At 40.3% G+C, this 20,269-nt stretch carries 21 protein-coding genes, 1 tRNA gene, 1 pseudogene and 1 riboswitch; of the genes and pseudogenes, 12 read left to right on the forward strand and 11 right to left on the reverse strand.

Annotation, left to right across the window (positions count from 1 at the left end; translation table 11 throughout):
* Positions 1-114: 114 nt before the first annotated feature.
* The 3 genes from CZ434_RS22295 to CZ434_RS17615 all read left to right on the forward strand — a co-directional run bounded on the left by CZ434_RS22295 (position 115) and on the right by CZ434_RS17615 (position 3,996).
* The gene (locus CZ434_RS22295; RefSeq protein ID WP_179107310.1) at positions 115-267 is read left to right on the forward strand and encodes a hypothetical protein; all 153 of its coding nucleotides are present in this window, start codon (positions 115-117) and stop codon (positions 265-267) included.
* 582 nt (positions 268-849) lie between these two features.
* Positions 850-2,988: an ATP-dependent Clp protease ATP-binding subunit gene (locus tag CZ434_RS17610; RefSeq protein ID WP_077624338.1), complete on the forward strand. Its 2,139-nt coding sequence runs from the start codon at positions 850-852 to the stop codon at positions 2,986-2,988.
* Between the two features lie 132 nt (positions 2,989-3,120).
* Positions 3,121-3,996, forward strand: a complete 876-nt coding sequence (locus CZ434_RS17615) for a ComEC/Rec2 family competence protein (protein WP_077624339.1) — start codon at positions 3,121-3,123, stop codon at positions 3,994-3,996.
* A 268-nt stretch (positions 3,997-4,264) separates the two neighbouring features.
* Here the strand turns inward: CZ434_RS17615 and CZ434_RS22550 are convergent.
* Positions 4,265-4,630, reverse strand: a pseudogene (locus CZ434_RS22550) (glucose starvation-inducible protein B); the annotation flags it as partial.
* Between the two features lie 275 nt (positions 4,631-4,905).
* Here CZ434_RS22550 and CZ434_RS17625 point away from each other — a divergent pair.
* A complete protein-coding gene (locus CZ434_RS17625; protein ID WP_095742933.1) occupies positions 4,906-5,778 on the forward strand; it encodes a dimethylarginine dimethylaminohydrolase family protein in 873 nt (290 codons plus the stop codon).
* A gap of 266 nt (positions 5,779-6,044) precedes the next feature.
* On the forward strand, positions 6,045-6,632 hold the full coding sequence (locus CZ434_RS17630; protein WP_245831016.1) for a hypothetical protein: 588 nt from the start codon (positions 6,045-6,047) through the stop codon (positions 6,630-6,632).
* Between the two features lie 57 nt (positions 6,633-6,689).
* Here CZ434_RS17630 and CZ434_RS17635 read toward each other — a convergent pair whose 3' ends face one another.
* The 3 genes from CZ434_RS17635 to CZ434_RS17645 all read right to left on the reverse strand — a co-directional run bounded on the left by CZ434_RS17635 (position 6,690) and on the right by CZ434_RS17645 (position 9,611).
* Positions 6,690-8,150, reverse strand: a complete 1,461-nt coding sequence (locus tag CZ434_RS17635; protein WP_077625242.1) for an aldehyde dehydrogenase family protein — start codon at positions 8,148-8,150, stop codon at positions 6,690-6,692.
* 16 nt (positions 8,151-8,166) lie between these two features.
* Positions 8,167-9,048, reverse strand: coding sequence for a methyl-accepting chemotaxis protein (locus tag CZ434_RS17640; RefSeq protein ID WP_245831017.1), 882 nt, complete (start codon positions 9,046-9,048; stop codon positions 8,167-8,169).
* A 139-nt stretch (positions 9,049-9,187) separates the two neighbouring features.
* A riboswitch (cyclic di-GMP riboswitch) is annotated at positions 9,188-9,274 on the reverse strand.
* Positions 9,275-9,538: 264 nt separating this feature from the next.
* Positions 9,539-9,611 (reverse strand) — tRNA-Ala (locus CZ434_RS17645).
* A gap of 797 nt (positions 9,612-10,408) precedes the next feature.
* Here CZ434_RS17645 and CZ434_RS17650 point away from each other — a divergent pair.
* Genes CZ434_RS17650 through CZ434_RS17660 form a run of 3 tightly spaced genes read left to right on the forward strand, consistent with a single transcriptional unit; the run spans position 10,409 to position 12,287 of the window.
* The gene (locus tag CZ434_RS17650; protein ID WP_077624343.1) at positions 10,409-10,606 is read left to right on the forward strand and encodes a PLDc N-terminal domain-containing protein; all 198 of its coding nucleotides are present in this window, start codon (positions 10,409-10,411) and stop codon (positions 10,604-10,606) included.
* Entirely contained in the window at positions 10,606-11,514 is a 909-nt protein-coding gene (locus CZ434_RS17655; protein WP_077624344.1) for an ABC transporter ATP-binding protein, read from the forward strand. Before CZ434_RS17650 ends, CZ434_RS17655 begins: the two co-directional genes overlap by 1 nt.
* Entirely contained in the window at positions 11,514-12,287 is a 774-nt protein-coding gene (locus CZ434_RS17660) for an ABC transporter permease (RefSeq protein WP_077624345.1), read from the forward strand. The genes CZ434_RS17655 and CZ434_RS17660 overlap by 1 nt, the downstream gene beginning before the upstream one ends.
* Before the next feature lie 58 nt (positions 12,288-12,345).
* Here the strand turns inward: CZ434_RS17660 and CZ434_RS17665 are convergent, their stop codons facing one another.
* From CZ434_RS17665 to CZ434_RS17670, 3 genes are all read right to left on the reverse strand, one after another.
* Positions 12,346-13,068 carry a DUF3270 family protein gene (locus CZ434_RS17665; RefSeq protein WP_179107311.1) on the reverse strand — a complete coding sequence of 241 codons (723 nt, stop codon included), beginning with the start codon at positions 13,066-13,068 and terminating at the stop codon, positions 12,346-12,348.
* Between the two features lie 261 nt (positions 13,069-13,329).
* Positions 13,330-13,503 (reverse strand): hypothetical protein, encoded by a 174-nt coding sequence (locus CZ434_RS22300; protein WP_179107312.1) that lies wholly within the window; start codon positions 13,501-13,503, stop codon positions 13,330-13,332.
* Positions 13,504-13,638: 135 nt separating this feature from the next.
* Complete coding sequence (locus CZ434_RS17670) at positions 13,639-14,328, reverse strand: Na-translocating system protein MpsC family protein (RefSeq protein ID WP_077624347.1); 690 nt, start codon at positions 14,326-14,328, stop codon at positions 13,639-13,641.
* Positions 14,329-14,513: 185 nt separating this feature from the next.
* On the opposite strand from CZ434_RS17670, the gene CZ434_RS17675 reads away from it, so the two are divergent.
* The 3 genes from CZ434_RS17675 to CZ434_RS22305 are packed head-to-tail and all read left to right on the forward strand — an operon-like array spanning position 14,514 to position 16,131.
* The gene (locus CZ434_RS17675; protein ID WP_077624348.1) at positions 14,514-14,693 is read left to right on the forward strand and encodes a hypothetical protein; all 180 of its coding nucleotides are present in this window, start codon (positions 14,514-14,516) and stop codon (positions 14,691-14,693) included.
* Entirely contained in the window at positions 14,690-15,949 is a 1,260-nt protein-coding gene (locus CZ434_RS17680; protein WP_077624349.1) for a BAR domain-containing protein, read from the forward strand. Before CZ434_RS17675 ends, CZ434_RS17680 begins: the two co-directional genes overlap by 4 nt.
* 20 nt (positions 15,950-15,969) lie before the next feature.
* Positions 15,970-16,131, forward strand: a complete 162-nt coding sequence (locus CZ434_RS22305) for a hypothetical protein (protein ID WP_179107313.1) — start codon at positions 15,970-15,972, stop codon at positions 16,129-16,131.
* Between the two features lie 352 nt (positions 16,132-16,483).
* Here the strand turns inward: CZ434_RS22305 and CZ434_RS17685 are convergent, their stop codons facing one another.
* The 3 genes from CZ434_RS17685 to CZ434_RS17695 form a co-directional block, all read right to left on the reverse strand.
* Positions 16,484-16,609 (reverse strand): YfhE family protein, encoded by a 126-nt coding sequence (locus CZ434_RS17685; protein ID WP_077624350.1) that lies wholly within the window; start codon positions 16,607-16,609, stop codon positions 16,484-16,486.
* A 118-nt stretch (positions 16,610-16,727) separates the two neighbouring features.
* Complete coding sequence (locus CZ434_RS17690) at positions 16,728-17,279, reverse strand: GNAT family N-acetyltransferase (protein WP_077624351.1); 552 nt, start codon at positions 17,277-17,279, stop codon at positions 16,728-16,730.
* Between the two features lie 348 nt (positions 17,280-17,627).
* A complete protein-coding gene (locus CZ434_RS17695) occupies positions 17,628-18,530 on the reverse strand; it encodes a TIGR01777 family oxidoreductase (protein WP_077624352.1) in 903 nt (300 codons plus the stop codon).
* Positions 18,531-18,649: 119 nt separating this feature from the next.
* Here CZ434_RS17695 and recX point away from each other — a divergent pair, with 119 nt between their 5' ends.
* Positions 18,650-19,483: a recombination regulator RecX gene (gene recX, locus CZ434_RS17700; protein WP_342745710.1), complete on the forward strand. Its 834-nt coding sequence runs from the start codon at positions 18,650-18,652 to the stop codon at positions 19,481-19,483.
* A 48-nt stretch (positions 19,484-19,531) separates the two neighbouring features.
* Here recX and CZ434_RS17705 read toward each other — a convergent pair whose 3' ends face one another.
* A complete protein-coding gene (locus CZ434_RS17705) occupies positions 19,532-20,191 on the reverse strand; it encodes an SDR family NAD(P)-dependent oxidoreductase (protein ID WP_077624354.1) in 660 nt (219 codons plus the stop codon).
* Positions 20,192-20,269 lie beyond the last annotated feature (78 nt).

The following is a 20,269-nucleotide window of genomic DNA, read 5'->3' on the forward strand; positions in this document are numbered from 1 at the left end:
CATTGAGCCATTCCGTCATAGGAAGTTATCGTCTCAAGATTTTCAGAGTGTATTTTTCTTCTAATAAGTTTGTGTTATTATGGATGTAATAAACAAACGGCAGGGGGAGAAGTAATGAAGCTGCTGAAAGAGTTTGGCTGGGCCTTGATCGTTGCTGCTGTTCTCATACTGATCCCGTTTAAAGTAATCGGACCAGACCTTCTGGAAGAAGAAAGTCCAAAAGCTGAGACAAATAGCAGCGAAGACAGTAATTATTCTATAGATTAATAGTTTTTACCAAAAGAACCATTTCAGGATGGTTCCTTTTTTTATGCATATATAAGATAAACTTCGACAAAGTGACAATTCTATTTTTTGAAGCTTATTCTTGTTCTGATTTTAGTTAAGCTTATGTACTCGCTGCGGCAGAACACTTCGCTTTCCGCAGCGTTGGACTACCACTCAATCCGAAAAGGATGATAGGAAGCCACACTGAAGTTATGTCGCAGTTTATGGTTATTGTGTAAATACAATATATTTTTGACTATTTGAATACCACTAACGAGCATGGCGCATATCCTGAATAGGTTGCGTTTTTTTTATATGATCAAATTCATAATTGAGAAAAACAAAATCTTAGACAAAATCTCATTAGTGGAATAAAATGCAGATTAACCTTTAAAAACAAATGGTAAGGAACATTTATCGAATTAAAAACATCATATATTTTTTTACTAATTGATAAAAATTCTAATTTAGGGGTTGAAAGTCAAAGAAAGTCAAACTATAATGTAGTTAAGGTCAAAGAAAGTCAAAGTCAAAGTCAAAGACCAACTTACTTATCTTTTAAAATAGAAGGAGGAAACGAATATGCAATGTCAAAATTGTGGAATTCGTGAAGCGAAAATAAACGTTAACCTTCGATTTAATGATCAAACACAACAAATGAACCTATGTAATGAGTGTTTTAATGAAATAAAAAATAATGCCAAAAACCCGTCTGGATTCTTCAACCAGGGTGGAATGGATTTCAATAACTTCTTTGGAGGCGGATCTCCGTTTGAATCCGGATTCCAACAATCAAGTAACACTAAGCAACAACAATCAGCTGGCGGAAAAGGCGGCGGTTTGTTGGACGAGCTTGGCAGAAACCTATCGCATGCTGCCAAGGCTGGATTGATTGATCCGGTCATCGGCCGTGAAAAAGAAGTAAAACGTGTGATTGAGACATTAAATAGAAGGAACAAGAACAACCCGGTACTCATCGGGGAACCAGGTGTCGGTAAAACAGCAATCGCAGAGGGACTTGCTTTGAAAATTGCTGAGGGAAATGTACCGACTAAATTAATGAATAAAGAAATATATCTGTTGGATGTCGCATCCTTAGTGGCAAATACAGGTATAAGAGGCCAATTCGAAGAACGAATGAAAAAATTAGTCTCTGAACTGCAGAATAGAAAGAACGTCATTCTGTTTGTAGACGAAGTTCATCAGTTAGTCGGTGCAGGAACTGCAGAAAGCTCACAAATGGATGCTGGGAATATCCTTAAACCTGCTCTTGCAAGGGGTGAACTGCAATTAGTTGGTGCTACTACTTTAAAGGAATATCGTCAAATCGAGAAGGATGCAGCTCTTGAAAGACGTTTCCAGCCAATTATTGTAAAAGAACCGACAATAGATGAAGCCATTCAAATCTTACAAGGTCTTAAAGAAAACTATGAGGCATATCACCAAGTAAGTTACTCAGAAGAAGCGATCCGTGCCGCTGTTACTTTGTCTCAAAGATACTTGCAAGACCGCTTCTTACCCGACAAAGCAATTGACTTGATGGATGAATCTGGATCCCGATTGAACTTGATCCACTCTGAAACAGACAAAGATGCCATCCAGACTCGTTTAGATGAAATTGGGAGAGAGAAGCAGGAGGCAGCTGAAAAAGAAGACTATGAACGTGCTGCCAACCTAAGACATCAAGAAATAAAATTGGAAAAACAATTGGAAGAAGCAAACGAAGCGCCTAAGGCCGAGGTAACAGTGGAAGACATCCAATTGATCATTGAAGAAAAAACAGGTATTCCTGTCCGTAAAATACAATCAGACGAACAGGCAAAAATGAAACATCTTGCTGACAACTTATCTGAAAAAGTGATAGGTCAGGATAAGGCGGTTGAAAAAGTGGCCAAAGCCGTGCGACGCAGTCGGGCGGGATTGAAAGCCAAAACTCGTCCAATCGGTTCTTTCCTATTTGTAGGGCCGACAGGTGTTGGTAAGACAGAGCTGACAAAAGCCCTTGCCGAAGAATTGTTTGGAACCAAAGAGTCTCTCATCCGTCTAGATATGAGTGAATATATGGAGAAACATTCTGTTTCTAAAATTATTGGTTCACCTCCTGGCTATGTTGGACATGAAGAAGCAGGACAACTGACAGAACGTGTGCGCCGTAACCCTTACAGTTTGATTTTGCTGGACGAAATCGAAAAAGCGCATCCTGATGTACAAAATATGTTCCTGCAAATCATGGAAGATGGCCACTTGACAGACAGCCATGGCCGGACTGTTAGCTTTAAAGAAACAGTCATTATTATGACAAGCAATGCCGGTACTGGGGATAAGCAAATTACTGTAGGCTTCAATAACGGCAAGAATGAAGCTGTATCTACCCTTGAAACATTAAGTGCTTACTTCAAGCCGGAATTCTTGAATCGTTTCGATGCGATTATTCCATTTAATGAACTGAGCGAAGATCATCTTGTTCAAATTGTCGATTTGATGATCGGTGAACTGGAAGCAACATTAAAAGAGGAAGGTCTTACCATCACTGTTACCGAAGAAGCGAAAAGATATCTCGCTGATAAAGGTTATGATCCACGGTTCGGTGCTCGTCCACTACGCCGGGTCATTCAGGAAAAAGTGGAAGATGGCATAACTGACCTTGTTCTAGATGGGGAGAACGTTACCTCCCTGAAAGTAGAACTCTCTAACAATGAAATAATCGTTACGCAAGCTTAGTAAAGATAAACACCTCCGTGGAAAACATGGAGGTGTTTATTTTTTTGTCTGATATTTCGCTGCCCCGTTGGTATAAAAGTGTTCAATGGATCAAAAAATACCCTTATCAATTATTAAAAGGGGGAAGGTCTAATGAGGAGAAGGCGTCTAGTTATTAGTCTGGTTGTTTTCTGTTCAATTATTTCTTTCCCTTATTTTTTGAATGCGGAATTTGATGGTCAGCAACTAAAGGTTCACTTTATTAATGTAGGTCAAGGGGACAGCATTTTCATCGAAACGCCAAACGGAAGAAAAGTGTTGATTGACGGAGGGCCTCCGTCTGCTGGCGATAAAGTTGTTACCTTTTTGATGGAAAAAGGCATAAAAGAGCTGGACCTGGTGATCTCTACTCACCCGGATATTGATCACATCGGTGGTTTAATCCAAGTGCTAGACACCTTTAAAGTGAAGGAACTGATAGACAGCGGGAAGATATACACGACCGCTACATATTTTGAATACTTGGATAGAATAAGAAAAAATGACATCCCTGTAAAACTAGTGAAGCCCTCTGATAATATCCCCTTGGATCCATCGCTCGATATCACGGTTCTTAATTCACCATCAGGTTTTAAATCAAACAATGCTTCGTCGCTCGCCCTTTCTCTTCATTATAAAGAAGTAGATTTTTTATTGATGGCTGATGTGGAGAAGAAGCAGGAGAGTGATTTTATCGAAAAGGGGAATCTGAAAGCAGAGATATTGAAAGTAGGCCATCATGGCTCGGAAACAAGTACTTCTTTTGAGTTCCTGAGAGAAATTCATCCAGAGACTGCTATCTTGTCGTACAGTATAAATAACACATATGGACACCCTGTCGATAATGTAGTCGAAAATCTTCAATTGCTAGGCACAAACATATACTCTACTGCAAAAGCCGGTGATATATCCATTTATACAAATGGAGAAGAGTATGATGTGAAGGTTTCCGGCATGGACAGAGTTATTACGAGAAAAGCCCATAAATAAAAAGAACTGGCCAAAAAATTTTGACCAGTTCTTGCCAAATGGTTGAAACATCCTGTTCTTATTTGTTATTATTGTTTCTGGATCTACTATTACCGCCTTTTTGACCGATTTCCTCATAGAATTCTTGGTCATATTTGTCGCTAGTAGTATTTCCGCCTTTTTTACCAATTTCTTGGAAATGCTCTTTGTCATATTTGTCGCTAACAGTGTTACCGCCTTTTTGACCGATTTCCTGGAAGTGATCTTGGCCGTATTTGTCGCTAACAGTGTTACCGCCTTTTTTACCAATTTCTTGGAAGTGGTCTTTGTCGTATTTGTCGCTTACAGCGTTACCGCCTTTTTGACCGATTTCCTGGAAATGCTCTTTGTCATATTTGTCGCTTACGGTGTTACCGCCTTTTTGACCGATTTCCTGGAAATGTTCTTTGTCGTATTTGTCGCTAACAGTGTTACCGCCTTTTTTACCAATTTCTTGGAAGTGGTCTTTGTCGTATTTGTCGCTTACAGCGTTACCGCCTTTTTGACCGATTTCCTGGAAATGTTCTTTGTCGTATTTGTTGCTTACAGCGTTCCCGCCTTTCTGACCTGCTTCCTCTAAGCTCATTTTGTTGTTGCGTTTTTTGTTGTTTGCCATGTTATCTTTCCTCCTTGTTGTTTGTTTACACTTCTTTAAATTCCACATACGCAATACTTTAAACTTCTCCTCTCATTTTTTTGTTCATATCCATTCTGTTTCTTACATATATTACAAAGCAGAAAACCTGATTTGTCGGGTTTTATCCATTCATTTCACTTATATTAGTTAGAAAATATGACGGCACGGACTTCTTTCTGTTTGTTTTTTGTTATTATCAGAAGGGAATATCTCTACTGTAAAAGCATGTAAAACCAAAGATGGAGGTAATCCTTATGGTTTTGAAGCCGACACAACAAGTAGAAACTACCAGGAGTCAAAACGAATATAACAAATTGGAAAAAGTGATTGTTTGTCCACCTCTCTATATGGAAATTAGAGAAATCATCAATGAAACACAGCGGCATTATCTTGATGAAAACATTGATGTGGAAAAAGCAAAGAAACAGCATCAAAACTTTGTTGAAGTTTTACAGAAAAATGGTATAGAAGTGATCACACTTCCGGTCGATCCCAGATTGAATGAACAAGTTTTCACACGGGATATCGGTTTTTGTATCGATGACAAGTTCTTGATTTCCCACATGGGCAGCCAAATCCGACAAGGAGAATTGGATGTCTTGAAAAGCAAACTGCAACAATTGGGGATATCTTATTTAAATCCGTTTACAGCTCCGATAGAAGGCGGAGATGTCATTTTGGAGAATGGCAGGATTTTCGTAGGGGTCAGTGAACGCACCTCAAGGGATTCAATCGAAATATTGGCTGAATTGTTTCCGGAGCATGAAGTTATTCCTCTATCCCTGTCGCCAGATATTCTACATTTAGATTGCGCTCTTAATATTATCGGAAATAGTAATGCTGTTATATATCCAGAAGCATTTACGAAAGAAGATTATCGGTTTTTAAGAAAACAATACGAAGTAATAGAAGTATCCGAAAAAGAACAATTCACACTTGGAACAAATGTGCTGTCTGTGGGCGGCAATAAAGTGTTAAGTCTGCCACAAAACCAGACAGTCAATGAAAAAATGCGGGAAAGAGGCTTTAGTGTGATTGAAGTCGATTTCTCTGAGATTATAAAATCTGGAGGATCTTTCCGCTGTTGTTCTTTGCCGATCAAACGTAAGCGTAGCATTTCTATATAAGGAACGTAAAAGCGGCTGTTATCATTGACTTGATGCCAGCTGTTTTTTATTTTGCTTTACTTTCAGACGGTCCGTTAGAATGGCGTTTCAGGGAGAGTCATTTGGGAAAATGTCTCTATATTAATATAAATAGGTGTGGTGCCATGATTTTTTTAAGTTTTTTCTTTATCTTTTGTTTAATCATTATTCATTTAATCTCGCGTAAAATGCTTTTTGCCAAGATGATACCAAGAAGCCCTTTGCTTTCTATTTTTGGCGGAATATCGGTGGCATATGTTTTTGTCCACCTGCTTCCCGATTTGAAAGCGCATCAGGACAATGTTGAAGGGATAATTTCTAATTCTTTCTGGACGGCAGTCGAGCACCATTTATATATAGTGGCGATGCTTGGACTTGCTTTGTTTTACGGATTGGAAAAACTGGCCAAAAGTAAAAAGACCAATAAGGATGAAGACAAAGTATATCAAATTCACATGATATCTTTCAGCCTGTACAATGCCTTGATCGGTTATTTATTGGTAAGCGAAGAATTCGACGGTGTAACGGGGATGTTCTTTTACTTCCTGGCGATGGGTGTCCATTTTGTTTCTAATGACCATAGTTTAAGAGATATGCTTCAGGAACAGTATGACAGAAGGGGCAGATGGCTGCTTTCCATTTCTATTGGAATGGGAGGGATACTTGGTGTCCTTTTTGAAATACCGGAATGGTTTATTTCAGTCTTATTCGCAATATTGGCCGGAGGTGTAATCGTCAATGTACTGAAAGAAGAGCTCCCGGAAGAAAGGAATAGTAAGTTTGGAGCATTTCTCGTAGGTATGGTCGGTTATACAATTATTTTATTACTACTATAAAAAACAAAGCAGCTGGAAGCAATAATCTGCGGACCGGCTGCTTTTATTATGACTCAATTAAAACGGAAACTCGCGATACTTGGTCTGGATTGAAACCCATTTTGTCACGGTAAATTCATCGATTATATATGGGGTGCCGAATCTACCAAGACCACTCGATTTATTTCCTCCGAATGGGAGATTTGGATGGGCATTCACAGTTTGATCGTTGACATGGGTCATTCCTGCGTCAATTTGCAAGGCAAATTCTTCACCTCGTTCTAAGTCACTGGTAAAGACGGCAGAACTTAATCCATACTCTGTATCATTTGCCAATTCAATCGCTTCGTCATCTGAGTTAGCCTTGATAATAGTTGCAACAGGGGCGAATAATTCAGTCTGGGCAAGTTCACTGGAATTATCGACATCCACAAATACATAAGGAGTCAGTACATTTCCGATACGTTTTCCTTCCAGAGCTGCTTTCTCCCCGGCATTGATTGCTTTCTCGACAACAGAGACTGCTTTCTCCAGCTGACGCTCATTAATTAATGGACCAATAACAGTTGATGGATCTTTTGGATCACCATATGGCAGTTGCTTTACACGATCGACGAATTTCTGCACGAATTCCTCATAAATATCCTCATGGACAATGATTCTGTTCGTAATCATGCAAATTTGTCCCTGATGTAGGAATTTACCGAAAATCGCCGCATCGACAGCTTTGTCGATATCAGCATCCGACATCACGACAAATGGACCATTTCCTCCAAGTTCAAGCGCAACCCGCTTCAAATTTTCTCCTGCAATCTTTCCGATATGACGTCCTACAGGGGTGGAGCCAGTGAAACTGATTAATCCCGGAATCGGATTTGTCAGCATGTCGTCCCCGATTTCTTCCAGGTCTGTCAAAATCATATTAAATACGCCTTTTGGCAAACCAGCTTCTTCAAATGCTTTAGCGATAATAGCTCCTCCAGATAAACCTACCTGAATATCTGGCTTATGAACTACACTATTGCCTAAAGCAATCGCGGGTCCAATCGTTCTCATTGAAAGATTCATAGGGAAGTTAAATGGCGAGATAGAGGAAATCACGCCCAAAGGCAGACGATGAACATGGTTCACCTTTCCGTCTACGATGGAAGGAACTTCCCGGACTTTGTAAAGTTCATCAGCTATAAGAATGGCTTCCTCCAATTCATCGATAGACACTTGTACTTCTGTGTGACTCTTGATTAGTGTACCACCTGTTTCGCGAACGACGATGTCGACAATTTCTTCACGGTGCTCCATTAAATAATCGGCCGCCTTCCTGAGGATTGCCTTCCTATCTTCCGGAGTGGTTTTGGCCCATTGTCTTTGGGCGACTTTGGCAGTTTCAAAGGCCTCTTTTAATTGGTCCTTTGTTGCCAATTTTACATTTGTAATGACAGAAGCATCAAATGGATCCAGAATGTCGTATGTACGTTCACTATTTCCCGCTACCCATTCTCCGTTCAAATAGCTTTTATTCAGTTCGATAAATTGATTCATGTTATTTTCCCTCTCTCTATTTTTCCCCATTAATAATGCGTCCTGCATATTCTGCGAGTGAATTTGCATTATCGCTTATTTCCTGCATGGTTGCAGCCAATTGTTCCGTTGCTGCAGATTGTTCTTCCGCTTCCGTGGTAACTGATGAAATAGATCGGTGTAGATCGGAAATAAGATCACTTATTTTGGAAGTGGTATTCATGATGGTGTCTGTATGGTTTTTGGAGTTATCGGCCATTTTTCTAATTTCTGTAGCCACTACAGAGAACCCTTTTCCGAATTCACCCGCCCTTGCTGCCTCTATAGATGCATTTAACCCTAGTATTTGGGAGTGGGCGGATACTTCTTTTACCATCTTTGCTACTTTATCGATTTCAAACACATTTTCTAAAACAAAACTCGACTGACCGGAAATACTATGTATGTTTTCAGATGAATTAGTGATGGAACCGGCTAATTCCTGGATGGTGGCGTTCACTTGTTCTACTGCAGCGGATAACTTGGACGCAATTTCATATAAAATATTGTACTGTTCCAAACTACTTGCAACCCCGACACCACCGATTACTTCCCCCTCCCTGTCATGTAACGGTATAGCTGTAGCAACTACAGGGAAACCGAAGACTTCTTTCGGCAGGACAACCCGTTGGATTTCATTGAAGTGAACTGCTTCGAATAACCCGTCATTTTCCTGCAGAGCATAGCCGACAGGCAAAGCAGGTACATTATCACCGCCGATTCCCAACAGTAAGCTTTCTTTATCGGAAATTCCAATGTTGAAATCCTGTGGAAAAAGATCCTTAAGCAGCGGAGCGACCTCCATAAAGGCCTCTAATTTTGGGTGTAAACTGTTTTCTACTGTCTCCGTATTGTCGTCAGTATATAAAACGTTACTCACTACATAGCCCCCTTGTACGAATAGGTAAATACTGTTCCTTCCAAATCATCAATATCTATCTGAATGGTCTATACCTTGTTCCTCCAGGAAATTTTGCATAAAAAAACCCACCAAAAAGGAGGGCAAAACTTGTTCCCTTTTCGGTAACCTGGCAGTCATAGTATATTCATACCTTAGACCCATGGCTTTGCGTCCTTACTTTTCAATAAGTTTGCCATTATCGTATTGGATGGAAGTCTATCCTTATTTTACCCCCATTTTCAGCAAAAATCTACCAAATCTTACATAAATTTTACCATTATTAACAGTGCGAGGTTTGTAAGAAGAGAAGAAGTTCTGTTCAAAATATGGAGACAAACCAAGAAAGGGAATGATACTGGAAAATAGAGTTGTGAAATATGGTGAAGCGGGGGACATGAAGAACCGAACTTCAGTAGAACGCAAAAAACCTCCATATTCCGCACCGGGAACATGGAGGTTTTTATATTGATGGAGCATAGCGGGCTCGAACCGCTGACCTCTACACTGCCAGTGTAGCGCTCTCCCAGCTGAGCTAATGCCCCGTAAATAACTCGGACAAGAAGTATTATACATTAAACTACCACTCGAACGCAATAGCTTTTAAAGGTTTTTTCTAAACAATATGAAGCCTTGTTTTATACAAACCCTTGCTTTCAAAGTTCTAAGTTGAGAGAAATTGCGACATAGTGAAAACTCACCTTAGAGACTTTCTCTAATCCTTTACAGGTTAAGTGCTAACCCCGTCGCTACGGTAAAATATTGCTTTCCGCGGGGAACGCTTCAGCCAGGGGACTACTTGAGTAGACACCTTTGCTTCCTTGGGACTGCGATTACTCGTCCCACCGAAAACCATGCGTCGAGGAAGCTTACTACGAAGCGATACTAGAAGACGCAGACGCATCACTGCGGGGTCTTCAGACTGTTCCTTCCCGCAGGAATTTGAAAAGACATCCATGCATTTACACCGCATGCAGAAAATCGTTCTTTATTTTCAAGGAGTCTCGCATTTTTCCTCCGCTTGGATTGGCGTTCTGTTTAAGTAAGAAGAATTACCAGTTTAAGCCTTATAAGTGATTTTTCTACCCAAAATGCAGAGAATTCCAAACAGCGAAGTGTTCTGCCGTAGCGGTCGTATAGCACTCGATTCAGAATGGGAGCAGTTATGCCGTAGTTTATGGTTATTTCGAAAACGATATGCCGGGCAAATGGTTGCCTCTACTGTTATAGGTGGGTAATTTTTGAAAATTCTTTCCGCAATTTGACCGCTTGGTTTGAAACTTACATATACAGTTATCCGTATTAATAGTATAAAGCAAAAAAGTGCAATGGGGAGGTTCACATGGAAATTTTCGGCGTTGACTTAGCAGTTATAGCACCATTATTGATTATCGAACTAATACTTGTCGTTGTAGCATTGGTTGACTGGTTCAAGATCGAGAAAACCAACGGACCAAAGTGGATGTGGTTGTTGATTATTTTGTTTATTAATTTGATAGGACCGATTTTATACTTTGTAGTTGGCAGGAGGCAGGATTAATGTCAGTGATTACCGTAGCCGGTTTAACCAAAAAATTCGATGGGAAAGAGGTCGTCAAGCAACTGACATTTTCTTTGGATAATGGAAGCTGTGTTGCTCTGCTGGGTCCCAACGGAGCTGGGAAGACGACAACATTGCGGATGCTTTCAGGACTATTGAAACACTCCGCTGGATCCATCACTTTTGAAGGCATGGAAAAAGGGGCGGATATCCGTAAATATATTGGTTACCTGCCTCAATATCCGGTCTTCCATCAATGGATGAGCGGGAAAGAATTTCTGGTGTACGTTGGACAGCTTGCACGTCTGACAAAGCAGGAGGCTTCCACCCGTGCTGAACAATTGCTTGAAAGAGTAGGGATAGCAGAGGCGAAAAACCGCCGGATCGGCAAGTATTCCGGCGGTATGAAACAGCGTCTTGGCATTGCCCAGGCGATGATTCATGAACCCAAACTTATTATGTTGGACGAGCCGGTATCTTCCCTTGATCCGATTGGGAGAAGGGAAGTGCTGAACTTAATGGAAGAGTTAAAAGAACAGACGACTATTTTGTTTTCAACCCATATCTTGAACGATGCAGAAGAAGTTAGTGACGAGCTTTTGTTAATGAGCGAAGGAAGAATCGTCGAATCAGGGTCCCTTGAACACTTACGTTCAAAACATCAAACAGAAAAAATCGAGCTCGCTTTCAAAGATGATAGCAATAAGTACACTGAACGGCTACAATCATTGCCGTGGGTGACGGAAGTGCAAAAAGAACGAAAAGAGGTTCAATTATTGGTTACCGATATGGAAACAGCGAGAAAAGAAATCTTCTGGATGGCCAACATGGAAGATTGGCCTTTAACAAAATTCGAAATAAGTCGCACTTCACTGGAAGATCTCTTTATGAAAGTGGTGAGTCAATAATGCAGTGGATAACCATTTTAAAAAAAGAGATGTTGGAAAATTGGCGTAATATCAAATGGATTTGGGTTCCGCTCGTTTTTGTCGTTCTGTCTATTATGGATCCCCTGTCTACCTATTACCTACCGCAGATTTTAGAGTCGGTCGGCGGACTGCCGGAGGGAAGTGTCTTTGAAATTCCGGAAACCGCTCCGGAAGATGCTTTGATGATGAGTCTTTCCCAACTCAGCTTTATCGGAGTTGCGATTGTGGTGTTGATTTCCAGGGGGATGATAGCCGGAGAAAGGAAAAGCGGTGTTGCTGAGCTGGTGCTTGTAAAGCCGGTTTCTTACCTTACATATATATCAGGTAAATGGACCGCGCAGCTCGCACTGGTATTGACATCTTTGTTTGCCGGATTGCTGTCGAGTTGGTATTATGTCAATTTGTTATTTGGCGATCTTTCCTTCCTCTCCTTTATAAGAGTGTTTTGCTTCTATGGGCTTTGGATGATGTTGGTGTTGACTGTTACCACTTTCTTTAGTGCCTTATTTCGTTCTCCTGGTCTGGTGGCTTTTGTCTCGTTAGCGACCTTGGCGGTAATGAGTGTAGTCAAATCAATTTTTTCTCATATTTTGACGTGGTATCCAAACAATATTTCAGCACAAATAAGAGACATGCTCGCACAAGGAAGTGTTCCGGAAGATTTATGGGGAACGTCCATTGTGACCATCCTGCTTATTATTGTGTTAATGACAGCTGCACTGTTCGTTTTTAAAGGAAAAGAGATGGCATAGTGAATAGGTGTTAGACGCAAAGGAGCTGCCCTGAAATGTCCATCTCCTTTGATTTGCATTACCACTCGAATATCGCTTTCAAGGTCATTGTAATGATGGTATGGATTAAGACTCCGGTTAAAAAAGCAGGGAGATTCGCTTTCCCTTCAGAGGGCAGCTCTTTTTTAAGAACATTCAAAATCATAGCTCCTGAAATGAATGCAAAGATAATTGCCAGTATCAATGGAGGGAATGATGCTAAAATGCCGACTATCCACCCAGTAAAAATGCCTCCCGCAAGTATATATCTCCCAAATTTTTCATACCTTTTCGGATCTTCTATCCAGAGGTCGTGTGAAACGGCCATATAATGGAAACCAATGGCAATTCCATAATAGGCTGCCTCCACACCTTCTTTTCCGGAACCAAATACAATAAAGGCTATCAACATATTATATAATCCAAAGAAACTTATCTGGATCCAAAAGAAACTTCCTTCTCCGTTTCGGTGTTTTCTTTCCGCTTTATCGGCTGCCTTATGCACTGTATAAAAAAGCATTACCCCTATTAAGCCGATGAAGTAAAGCTCTGTTTCCATTGTTAAATCTCCGGCCTTTCCTCCATATTCCTCCTGATATTTGTGTAGGGAAGGCAGTACGTAGACGAACACGTAGGATACAGCTATACCACCTGAGAAAGACAGCCATCTATTAGGCCCTATTTTGGAAGAAGCAATTAATTTATTAGAAAATAATTGAACAAACAAATAAGCCATGCCAATTAGGATATTGCCTAAGGTCAATTTTCCATCCTCCATTTAACTATAAGTTTATATTTCCTATAATTATGACAACTTCCCAATATGCCGACTTGTTAAACGAAGTTAGAATGAAAAATCCTGATCAGCTGACCAGCTAATCAGGATGTAAATATTAATTGTTTTTAGAATAGGAAGCAGCACTTGCTCCTCCAACAACAACTATTATCAAGGAAGCCGGCATCAATGTTCGCTAATCACCGACCTTCCTTTTCAGTACAATTTTTATTAGGATATAATTTGAATCTAAATGCCCGTTTTCTTCACGATCAATTTGTAGTTTTCCGGAAATACATTATCCCTTTGAGCATCCTCGATAAATTGTTCGGCCTCTTCCTCGGTTTGAAATATAATTTCCTCGTTCCCTTTGTAAAACTCCACTTTGATTCCGTTTTTCACGATCCCTACTACTTTATACAAAACAACATCTCCTTTTCAATTTAAAGAAACAAGAATAAATAGTGCAAAAATTAAAAATAAAAAAGCCGAAAAGGAATAAATCCTCTTCGGCTTATGTCCTGGCTCTTTGGTCCAGTCATTTCCACCTAATAATGTTTAGTTGGGTTTTAATATTAAAACGAGATAACCTTTATCAACTGCGAAATTCCAATCTGCAAATACGTCCTGAATAGTAACTTGCAGTAATTTTTCCAGAAAGTTTCGATCAAGCAGCTTTTTTTCCAGGCGTCTCTTGGATAGGATCAATTGTTCTTCAAATCCGGACTCGAGCAGCTCTTTCTCTATTGAAACAAGGATGCCTTCTCTTACAACGACAAGCGTCCGTGTATTTAGCAGATAAGAATCGGTCCTTTCGGGGACCTTTTGCGCTTTAGCGCTGAAACGGTCAATCTCTTGATGTACTTCCTCTTTTTGAGGGTATGATAGATATTCGGGATCAAAATTCAGACCATCGCTGTCCATTTCGGCTATGATTATTCCTGTTTTGTTTTCCAGACCCCAATCATAGTAAATGTTATGAATGTCGACTTGTGCGGTCGCCTTGATTGTAGCCTTTATTTCAGGAAGCAGTTCTTCCATCAGCAAGTCTCTTGTTTCCTGTACTTTCAAGTCATTCCCTTGTTTAAGAAGTACTCTTTCCATCGGAGCTAAAAAGTCTCTTAAGTAAATGGTGATGAAAGGCTTCACACATGTCACATAAACAGAAGAAGGTCCTTTTCCGAAATTATCTCTGATTAATTTCCCTATAAAACTGGCTATTTCAGCTTCAATGTTTTTAGTTTCCACTTTTTTCATTCCTTTTAAGAACCGAACTTTATTTTTCGGTTCCTTGTATTGATTATATCGAATTCCCAAAGGGAATTAAAGGTAAACTTTTTTTGCCTGTCTCTATGTTTAAAGTCTGCGGTCTGATGGTGATCTATGCACTGGTGTTAAAGCAGCCGGTTTGTAAAGTTTAAGGAGGATAGCTTTTGGATATTTACATAGGGAAAGTAATTGATGTTTACCAGAAAGGATACATACAGTTACTGCCGGAAATCGGACAAGGACCGGTTTCTCGCTCATTATTCAACAATGGACACGATGTGCCTGACTATGGAACGGGCGCATTTTTTGTCCTTTGTTCAGGAAAGGCGGTTGATTTTAGATGACAGCAGAAGTCGCAATAATGAACAAACTAGGAATGTCCATGGCAGCAGATAGTGCGGTGACGAGCGGACGGGAAGGTGTCCAGAAAGTATATAATTCAGCGAACAAATTGTTTTCAATATCCAAACAACATCCAATCGGGATCATGGTGTTTGGGTCTGCTTCGTTTATGGAAGTCCCTTGGGAAGTGATTATCAAATCATTCAGGGATTATATTGGGAACAAACGATTCGATGTCGTAGATGATTATTTCCAGCATTTTATCGAATTCTTAAATGATGACGAACGGTTTAAAGTCGAAGAGATAGAAGAGATCATTATTCACAGAACGTTTTCCGACGTCTTGAAGCGAGTTGTGAAGAAGGTGGAGGAACAGATCAACAACCACAAAAGTGTTGGAGAGGAAGTATCGGATAGCAACGTGACAGAATGGCTGACAAAAACAGTCGAAGAAAACATCGCCACTTTTCAAGAAATGGAAAAAGTATATTTGGACTTGGAATATCAAGCATTTCAAAAAAGATTCCAGTCTGTCGTAACAGAAATTAAACAAGACTTAATCACTTATGAAATTCCAGCCGATTTGGAAGATAAGCTGACAAGGCTCGCTTTTGAAGCCACGAAGAAAAATTTCTTCAGTTTGGGAAGTTCAGGCATCGTGATAGCGGGCTATGGAGAAAAGGAAATATTTCCCCATCTACTGGAATATCGTCTTGAGGGTTTTGTGTTTGGACAGTTGAAGTATAAAAAACTTAGGGAAAGAAAAATTAATTATACTCTCGACAAAGACGACGGAACAGCTTCCATCATTCCATTCGCACAAAGAGAAATGGTCGATTCTTTCATGGGCGGAATAGAGCCCAGTATGGAAGATGCGGTGTTCGGGATCATCGAAAGGGTGTTGAGTGGCTACCCGGAACAAATTCAAAAACACTTGGATATACATTTTTCGGAAGAACAGGTTAGCGCCCTGGAGAAAATGGGTAATGAATTATATGATTCAATTGTAGATTCCGTCGAAGAGTACCGGATGGATTATTATATAAAACCACTACTCGGCATTGTCAGGTCTTTGCCAAAAGAAGAACTGGCTGAAATGGCCGAGGCGCTCGTTAATCTCACCTCTTTCAAAAGAAGAGTGACGAGGGAAACCGAGTCTGTAGGACCTCCAATAGATGTAGCAGTCATTACAAAGGGTGACGGATTCGTCTGGATTAAAAAGAAAAGCTATTATGATCCGGAATTGAACCTTTATTGAATAGGAGAGGGTGATTAAGGGTGGCGTTGAAGAATGATAAATCAAAGAAAGAACAGTATTTTAACCTTTCCGAGAAGGACCGGTTATATTTCGAATTAGAAGACGAAGAAAAGAACGAAAAAGCCGCAGTGGCTGAGAAGGTATTTAAAAAGTTCAATGAAAAACAAACAGAGAATAAATAATGTCTCATATAAAAAAAAGGACTTTCATTTGCGAAAGTCCTTTTTTTGCTCGATTGTCAACTCCTATCCGAAAAAGGGGAGGAATCGGGTTTTATTAATTAAGGAATACGACAATCAGTTACTAACAATCTTATCCACATACAAACACTTTTATACACCGTGTTTTAAAAGGATATCCCCATTATCCACAGTTTAATGTTGAAACATCCACAAAATTTAATCAACAACAAAGTGATATACGTACCAACAATTTTCAGTAGTTATCAACATTGTGCACAACCTTGTGTATAACTTTTATCAACAATAGTGATTAATCGGAATCCTTTTAAATAAATACCCCTTTAGAAAAGGATTAAACCCGGTTTTTCGTGTTCATATAAGCTCTGTCCGCTGACTTGAACTCTTTTTGGTAAAGTACTTCTTGGGTTTTTGACAATGAACTCTTCTGATCTCGGACACCGTTCTGTTTCTTCTGCATGCAAAATCCTCACTTTGCGGTGGATTACGTGCTTCTTTATCCTGGATGAATCTTTTGCTAATTTACCAAAACCAGCATAAAGTTCCGTTTCCTGCTAGTCTGTCCCTGTGCGGGCAAATTATACGACCGCTTCGCCGCCGCTGAGCTCAATCGATATTTCACGGTGGAGGAGATAATGTTCCCGGGTGATGACAAACAATTCATATACTGCTTCCTTTTGATTGATTTTTTCATAAACATCCGGATATAAAATGTTGCCAAGCGTCACATACGGCAGCTTTAGCGTTGCTTTTAGTGACCTCGTGTTTGTTCTTCTGATTTTAATAAAGACAGCTTTCATTTCATATACAAGGAAAACTTCCTCCAGAAAGTCTTCTTTGGCGATTTTGTTATAGCCTTTGCCGAAATAAGGACTGCCAATCCAAGTTGCCAGGAATCCTGCCCTGTTTTGTATGTCGAATAAGTTGATCGTTCCGATTGGATGGTGGTATTCATCTAATATCGTTCTGGAAATCAGGTTTCCGCTCTCTTCCTGCTCGATTGTTTGTTTGGTAAGAAAGTAGTACTCATCTGAAGAATATGCCTTGTGACGGACATATGGAAATACCTGCGGGTCGATCATTAATTCATAAAGCTGTGGAGCTTCTTGTAAATCTCTTTTTTTCAGCATAAAAAAATCCCTCCTGTTTATGGAGAGGATGATTTCTCACCGGGAAGCCCAGTGGATTGTCTCACCCTCGAATTTTTATCAAAGACCAACAAAAATTCGGGGTGGGAATCGAACCCACTAGAACCAGCTGTGCTGGTGGCGCACCATTTGCCTTCCCTTATTTATTTGAACCAGTTTGGTATGCAAGTGTATTTTAACCTCCAAGATCTTTCTGAAATAGTGGGATCTTGATGAAATGTAATCTGTTCGTAACATATTTACACTCATATATTACACAAAAATTATTGAAATGGAAACGGAAATTTCTATAAAAAATTCGACATTTTCTGGGAGTGAAATGAGTGGCCATTACTTGATGAAAATGTCTTGTAATGCCCCTTTCAATTCAGGAAAAGCGAAGGAATAATCGTGTGACTGAGCGACAGTCGGATAGACGCATTGTCCCTTTAATACAAGCTGGCTCATATCTCCGAGTGCGGTCTTGATCAGAACTGATGGAACAGGCAGCCAGTAGGGGCGATGAACAATATCTGCCAGTGCCTTGCTTAATTCCTTGTTTCGTTTAGGGTAAGGGGCTGTTGCGTTCACTGCTCCTCTTATTTGGTCATTTGTAATTGCATATTGAATCAAGCCCACAGCATCTTTCACATGAATCCAGGAAACCCATTGCTCGCCTGATCCCACCTTTCCTCCTGCCATCATCTTGAAAGGAAGAGCCATGAGCGGCAGTGCGCCTTCTTCTCCAAGGATTAAACCGAACCTCATAAAGACTGTCCTGACGCCTAAGCTTTCTGCTTCGCTTGCCTTTGCTTCCCAGCATTCGGCTACATCGGCGAGAAAGTCTTCCCCGGGAGTGGTAGTAGCTTCCGTGAAGGCTTCTGATAAGGAAGTGCCATAAAAACCAACTGCAGACCCATTTATCAACACCTGGGGTCTGGTGTCCATCTTTTTAATTAAGTCAAGAACATTTTCCGTTGCTTGTATGCGGCTGTTCAGGATGTTTTGTTTCTTTATTTTGGTCCAATAACCAAACAAAGACTCTCCTGCAAGGTTGACAATTGCATCGAGCGGAGGAAGAATTTCTTCTGGTTTCGTGTCTTCTTTTAACCAGCCAATATGGGTGACAGAAGCGGTGTCTTCATACTTTTCCGGAGACCTGGTCAATATATATACTTCATGTCCGCCGGCTGTCAGCTGTTCTTGAAGATGTTTCCCTACGAAACCAGTACCGCCAGTAATTGCTACTTTCATATCCATCCACCTTTTTTATGTATTTTTTGTATATGTCAAAACTTTACGTATGATCACATTATGGAACGGTCTCTTCCTTTTCTTAAGGATGTATATCCATGTTAAAATAGAGGAGAGGGGTGGATCTTTTGGCAAAAATAACAAGGATTACTACGCAAAAGAAAAGCAAGAGCCGCTACAATATCTTTCTGGATCAGGAACAGGGGGAGAAGTATGGCTTCAGTGTCGACGAAGACATACTCATTCAATACCAACTTCGAAAAGGTCTGGAACTGAATGAATCGGACATAAACGCTCTAATCCAGAAAGATAATCTACAGAAGTCTTTTACCCTTGGATTAAACTTTTTAAGCTACAGAATGCGTTCAAAAAAAGAAATGTATGATTATTTAGTGAAGAAAGAAGTCGATCCCGATCAAATACCTGTCGTCATCGACAGACTGGAAAATGAAGGGTTTCTAAATGACCGCGATTTCGCTCATGCACTGATAAGAACGAGAATAAACACCACAAGCAAAGGTCCATTGCTTTTGCGAAAGGAATTAATCGATAAAGGGGTTGCGAGGACAATTGCTGACGAGGCAGTTGGACTTTTTCCTTACGAAGAGCAATACAAAAAAGCGGAAAAATGGGTTGCGAAAAAATTGAAAAATGATGGAAGAAAATCATTCAAACAACAAGTGCAATCCATACAACAGACATTACTGCAAAAAGGATTTAATTCCGAAATAATTAAAGATGTGTTAAATGATATAGATGATAACCGAAATGAAGATGCAGAATGGGAAGCTGTTGTGCATCAAGGACAGAAAATCCTGGCAAAACAACGAAAAAAAACGGAGGGATCGGAGCTCCGCCATAAAGTGAAAGCTGCCCTCTATCGTAAAGGGTTCAGTTTTGAACATATCGAACGCTTTTTGGATGAATATACACAGGAAGACCATGGCTGGTAAAAAGAACCAGCCATTACTTTTTTTTATGTCTTTCGGTGGGTGGCTGCACTATCGGTCAATTACAATTTCGATGCGTCCGTCATCCTCGTTGAAAATCTGTTCCGCGACAGACTCAGGTCCTTTCAAGGTTTCAGGGTTGGTCACATGGTCGGTCTTATCCCAGAACGGAGTGTTCATACCGCCGATATATGCTGCAGTGATAGAAATGTTTTTGTCTTCCCATTCTTTCTGCAGGCTTTCCGTGAATCCTTTAACGGCAAATTTACTGGCACAGTAAACCGATTCATTTTTCTTCCCGCGTAATCCAGCCGTAGAGATGATATTGATTATCCTGCCATTCTTTTTTTCGATGAGCGGGGCTGCATATTGCGTCATGAGGATGGTGCCTTTGACGTTGGTTTCGAGCAATTGATCCACGTCTTCCGGAGAGTAATCGGACAAGGGGCCGAATATGCCTGTACCAGCATTGTTTATCAGCAAATCAAGCTGTTCAAACTGTTCAATGGCGACCGATACGGAAGCGGGTTCGCTTATATCACAAACAAGTACCTCAGCAAAACCGCCGTTATCCCTTATTTCTTTTTGGACGACTAAGAGTTTTTCTTCGTCTCTTCCAATTAAAAAAATGGTATGACCGGCATCGGCATATCTACGGGCAAGTGCCCTGCCCAAACCGCTGCCAGCTCCGGTAATAGCGATTGTTTCCATCGTCTGCTCCTCCTTCGCTTTGGAAATGGGTAGTTGATTGTTTATATTGTTTCTAAAACTTGATAAAATGTAAAGGAA

The sequence above is a fragment of the Sediminibacillus massiliensis genome (assembly GCF_900156915.1).
GTDB classification, from domain to species: domain Bacteria; phylum Bacillota; class Bacilli; order Bacillales; family Amphibacillaceae; genus Sediminibacillus_A; species Sediminibacillus_A massiliensis.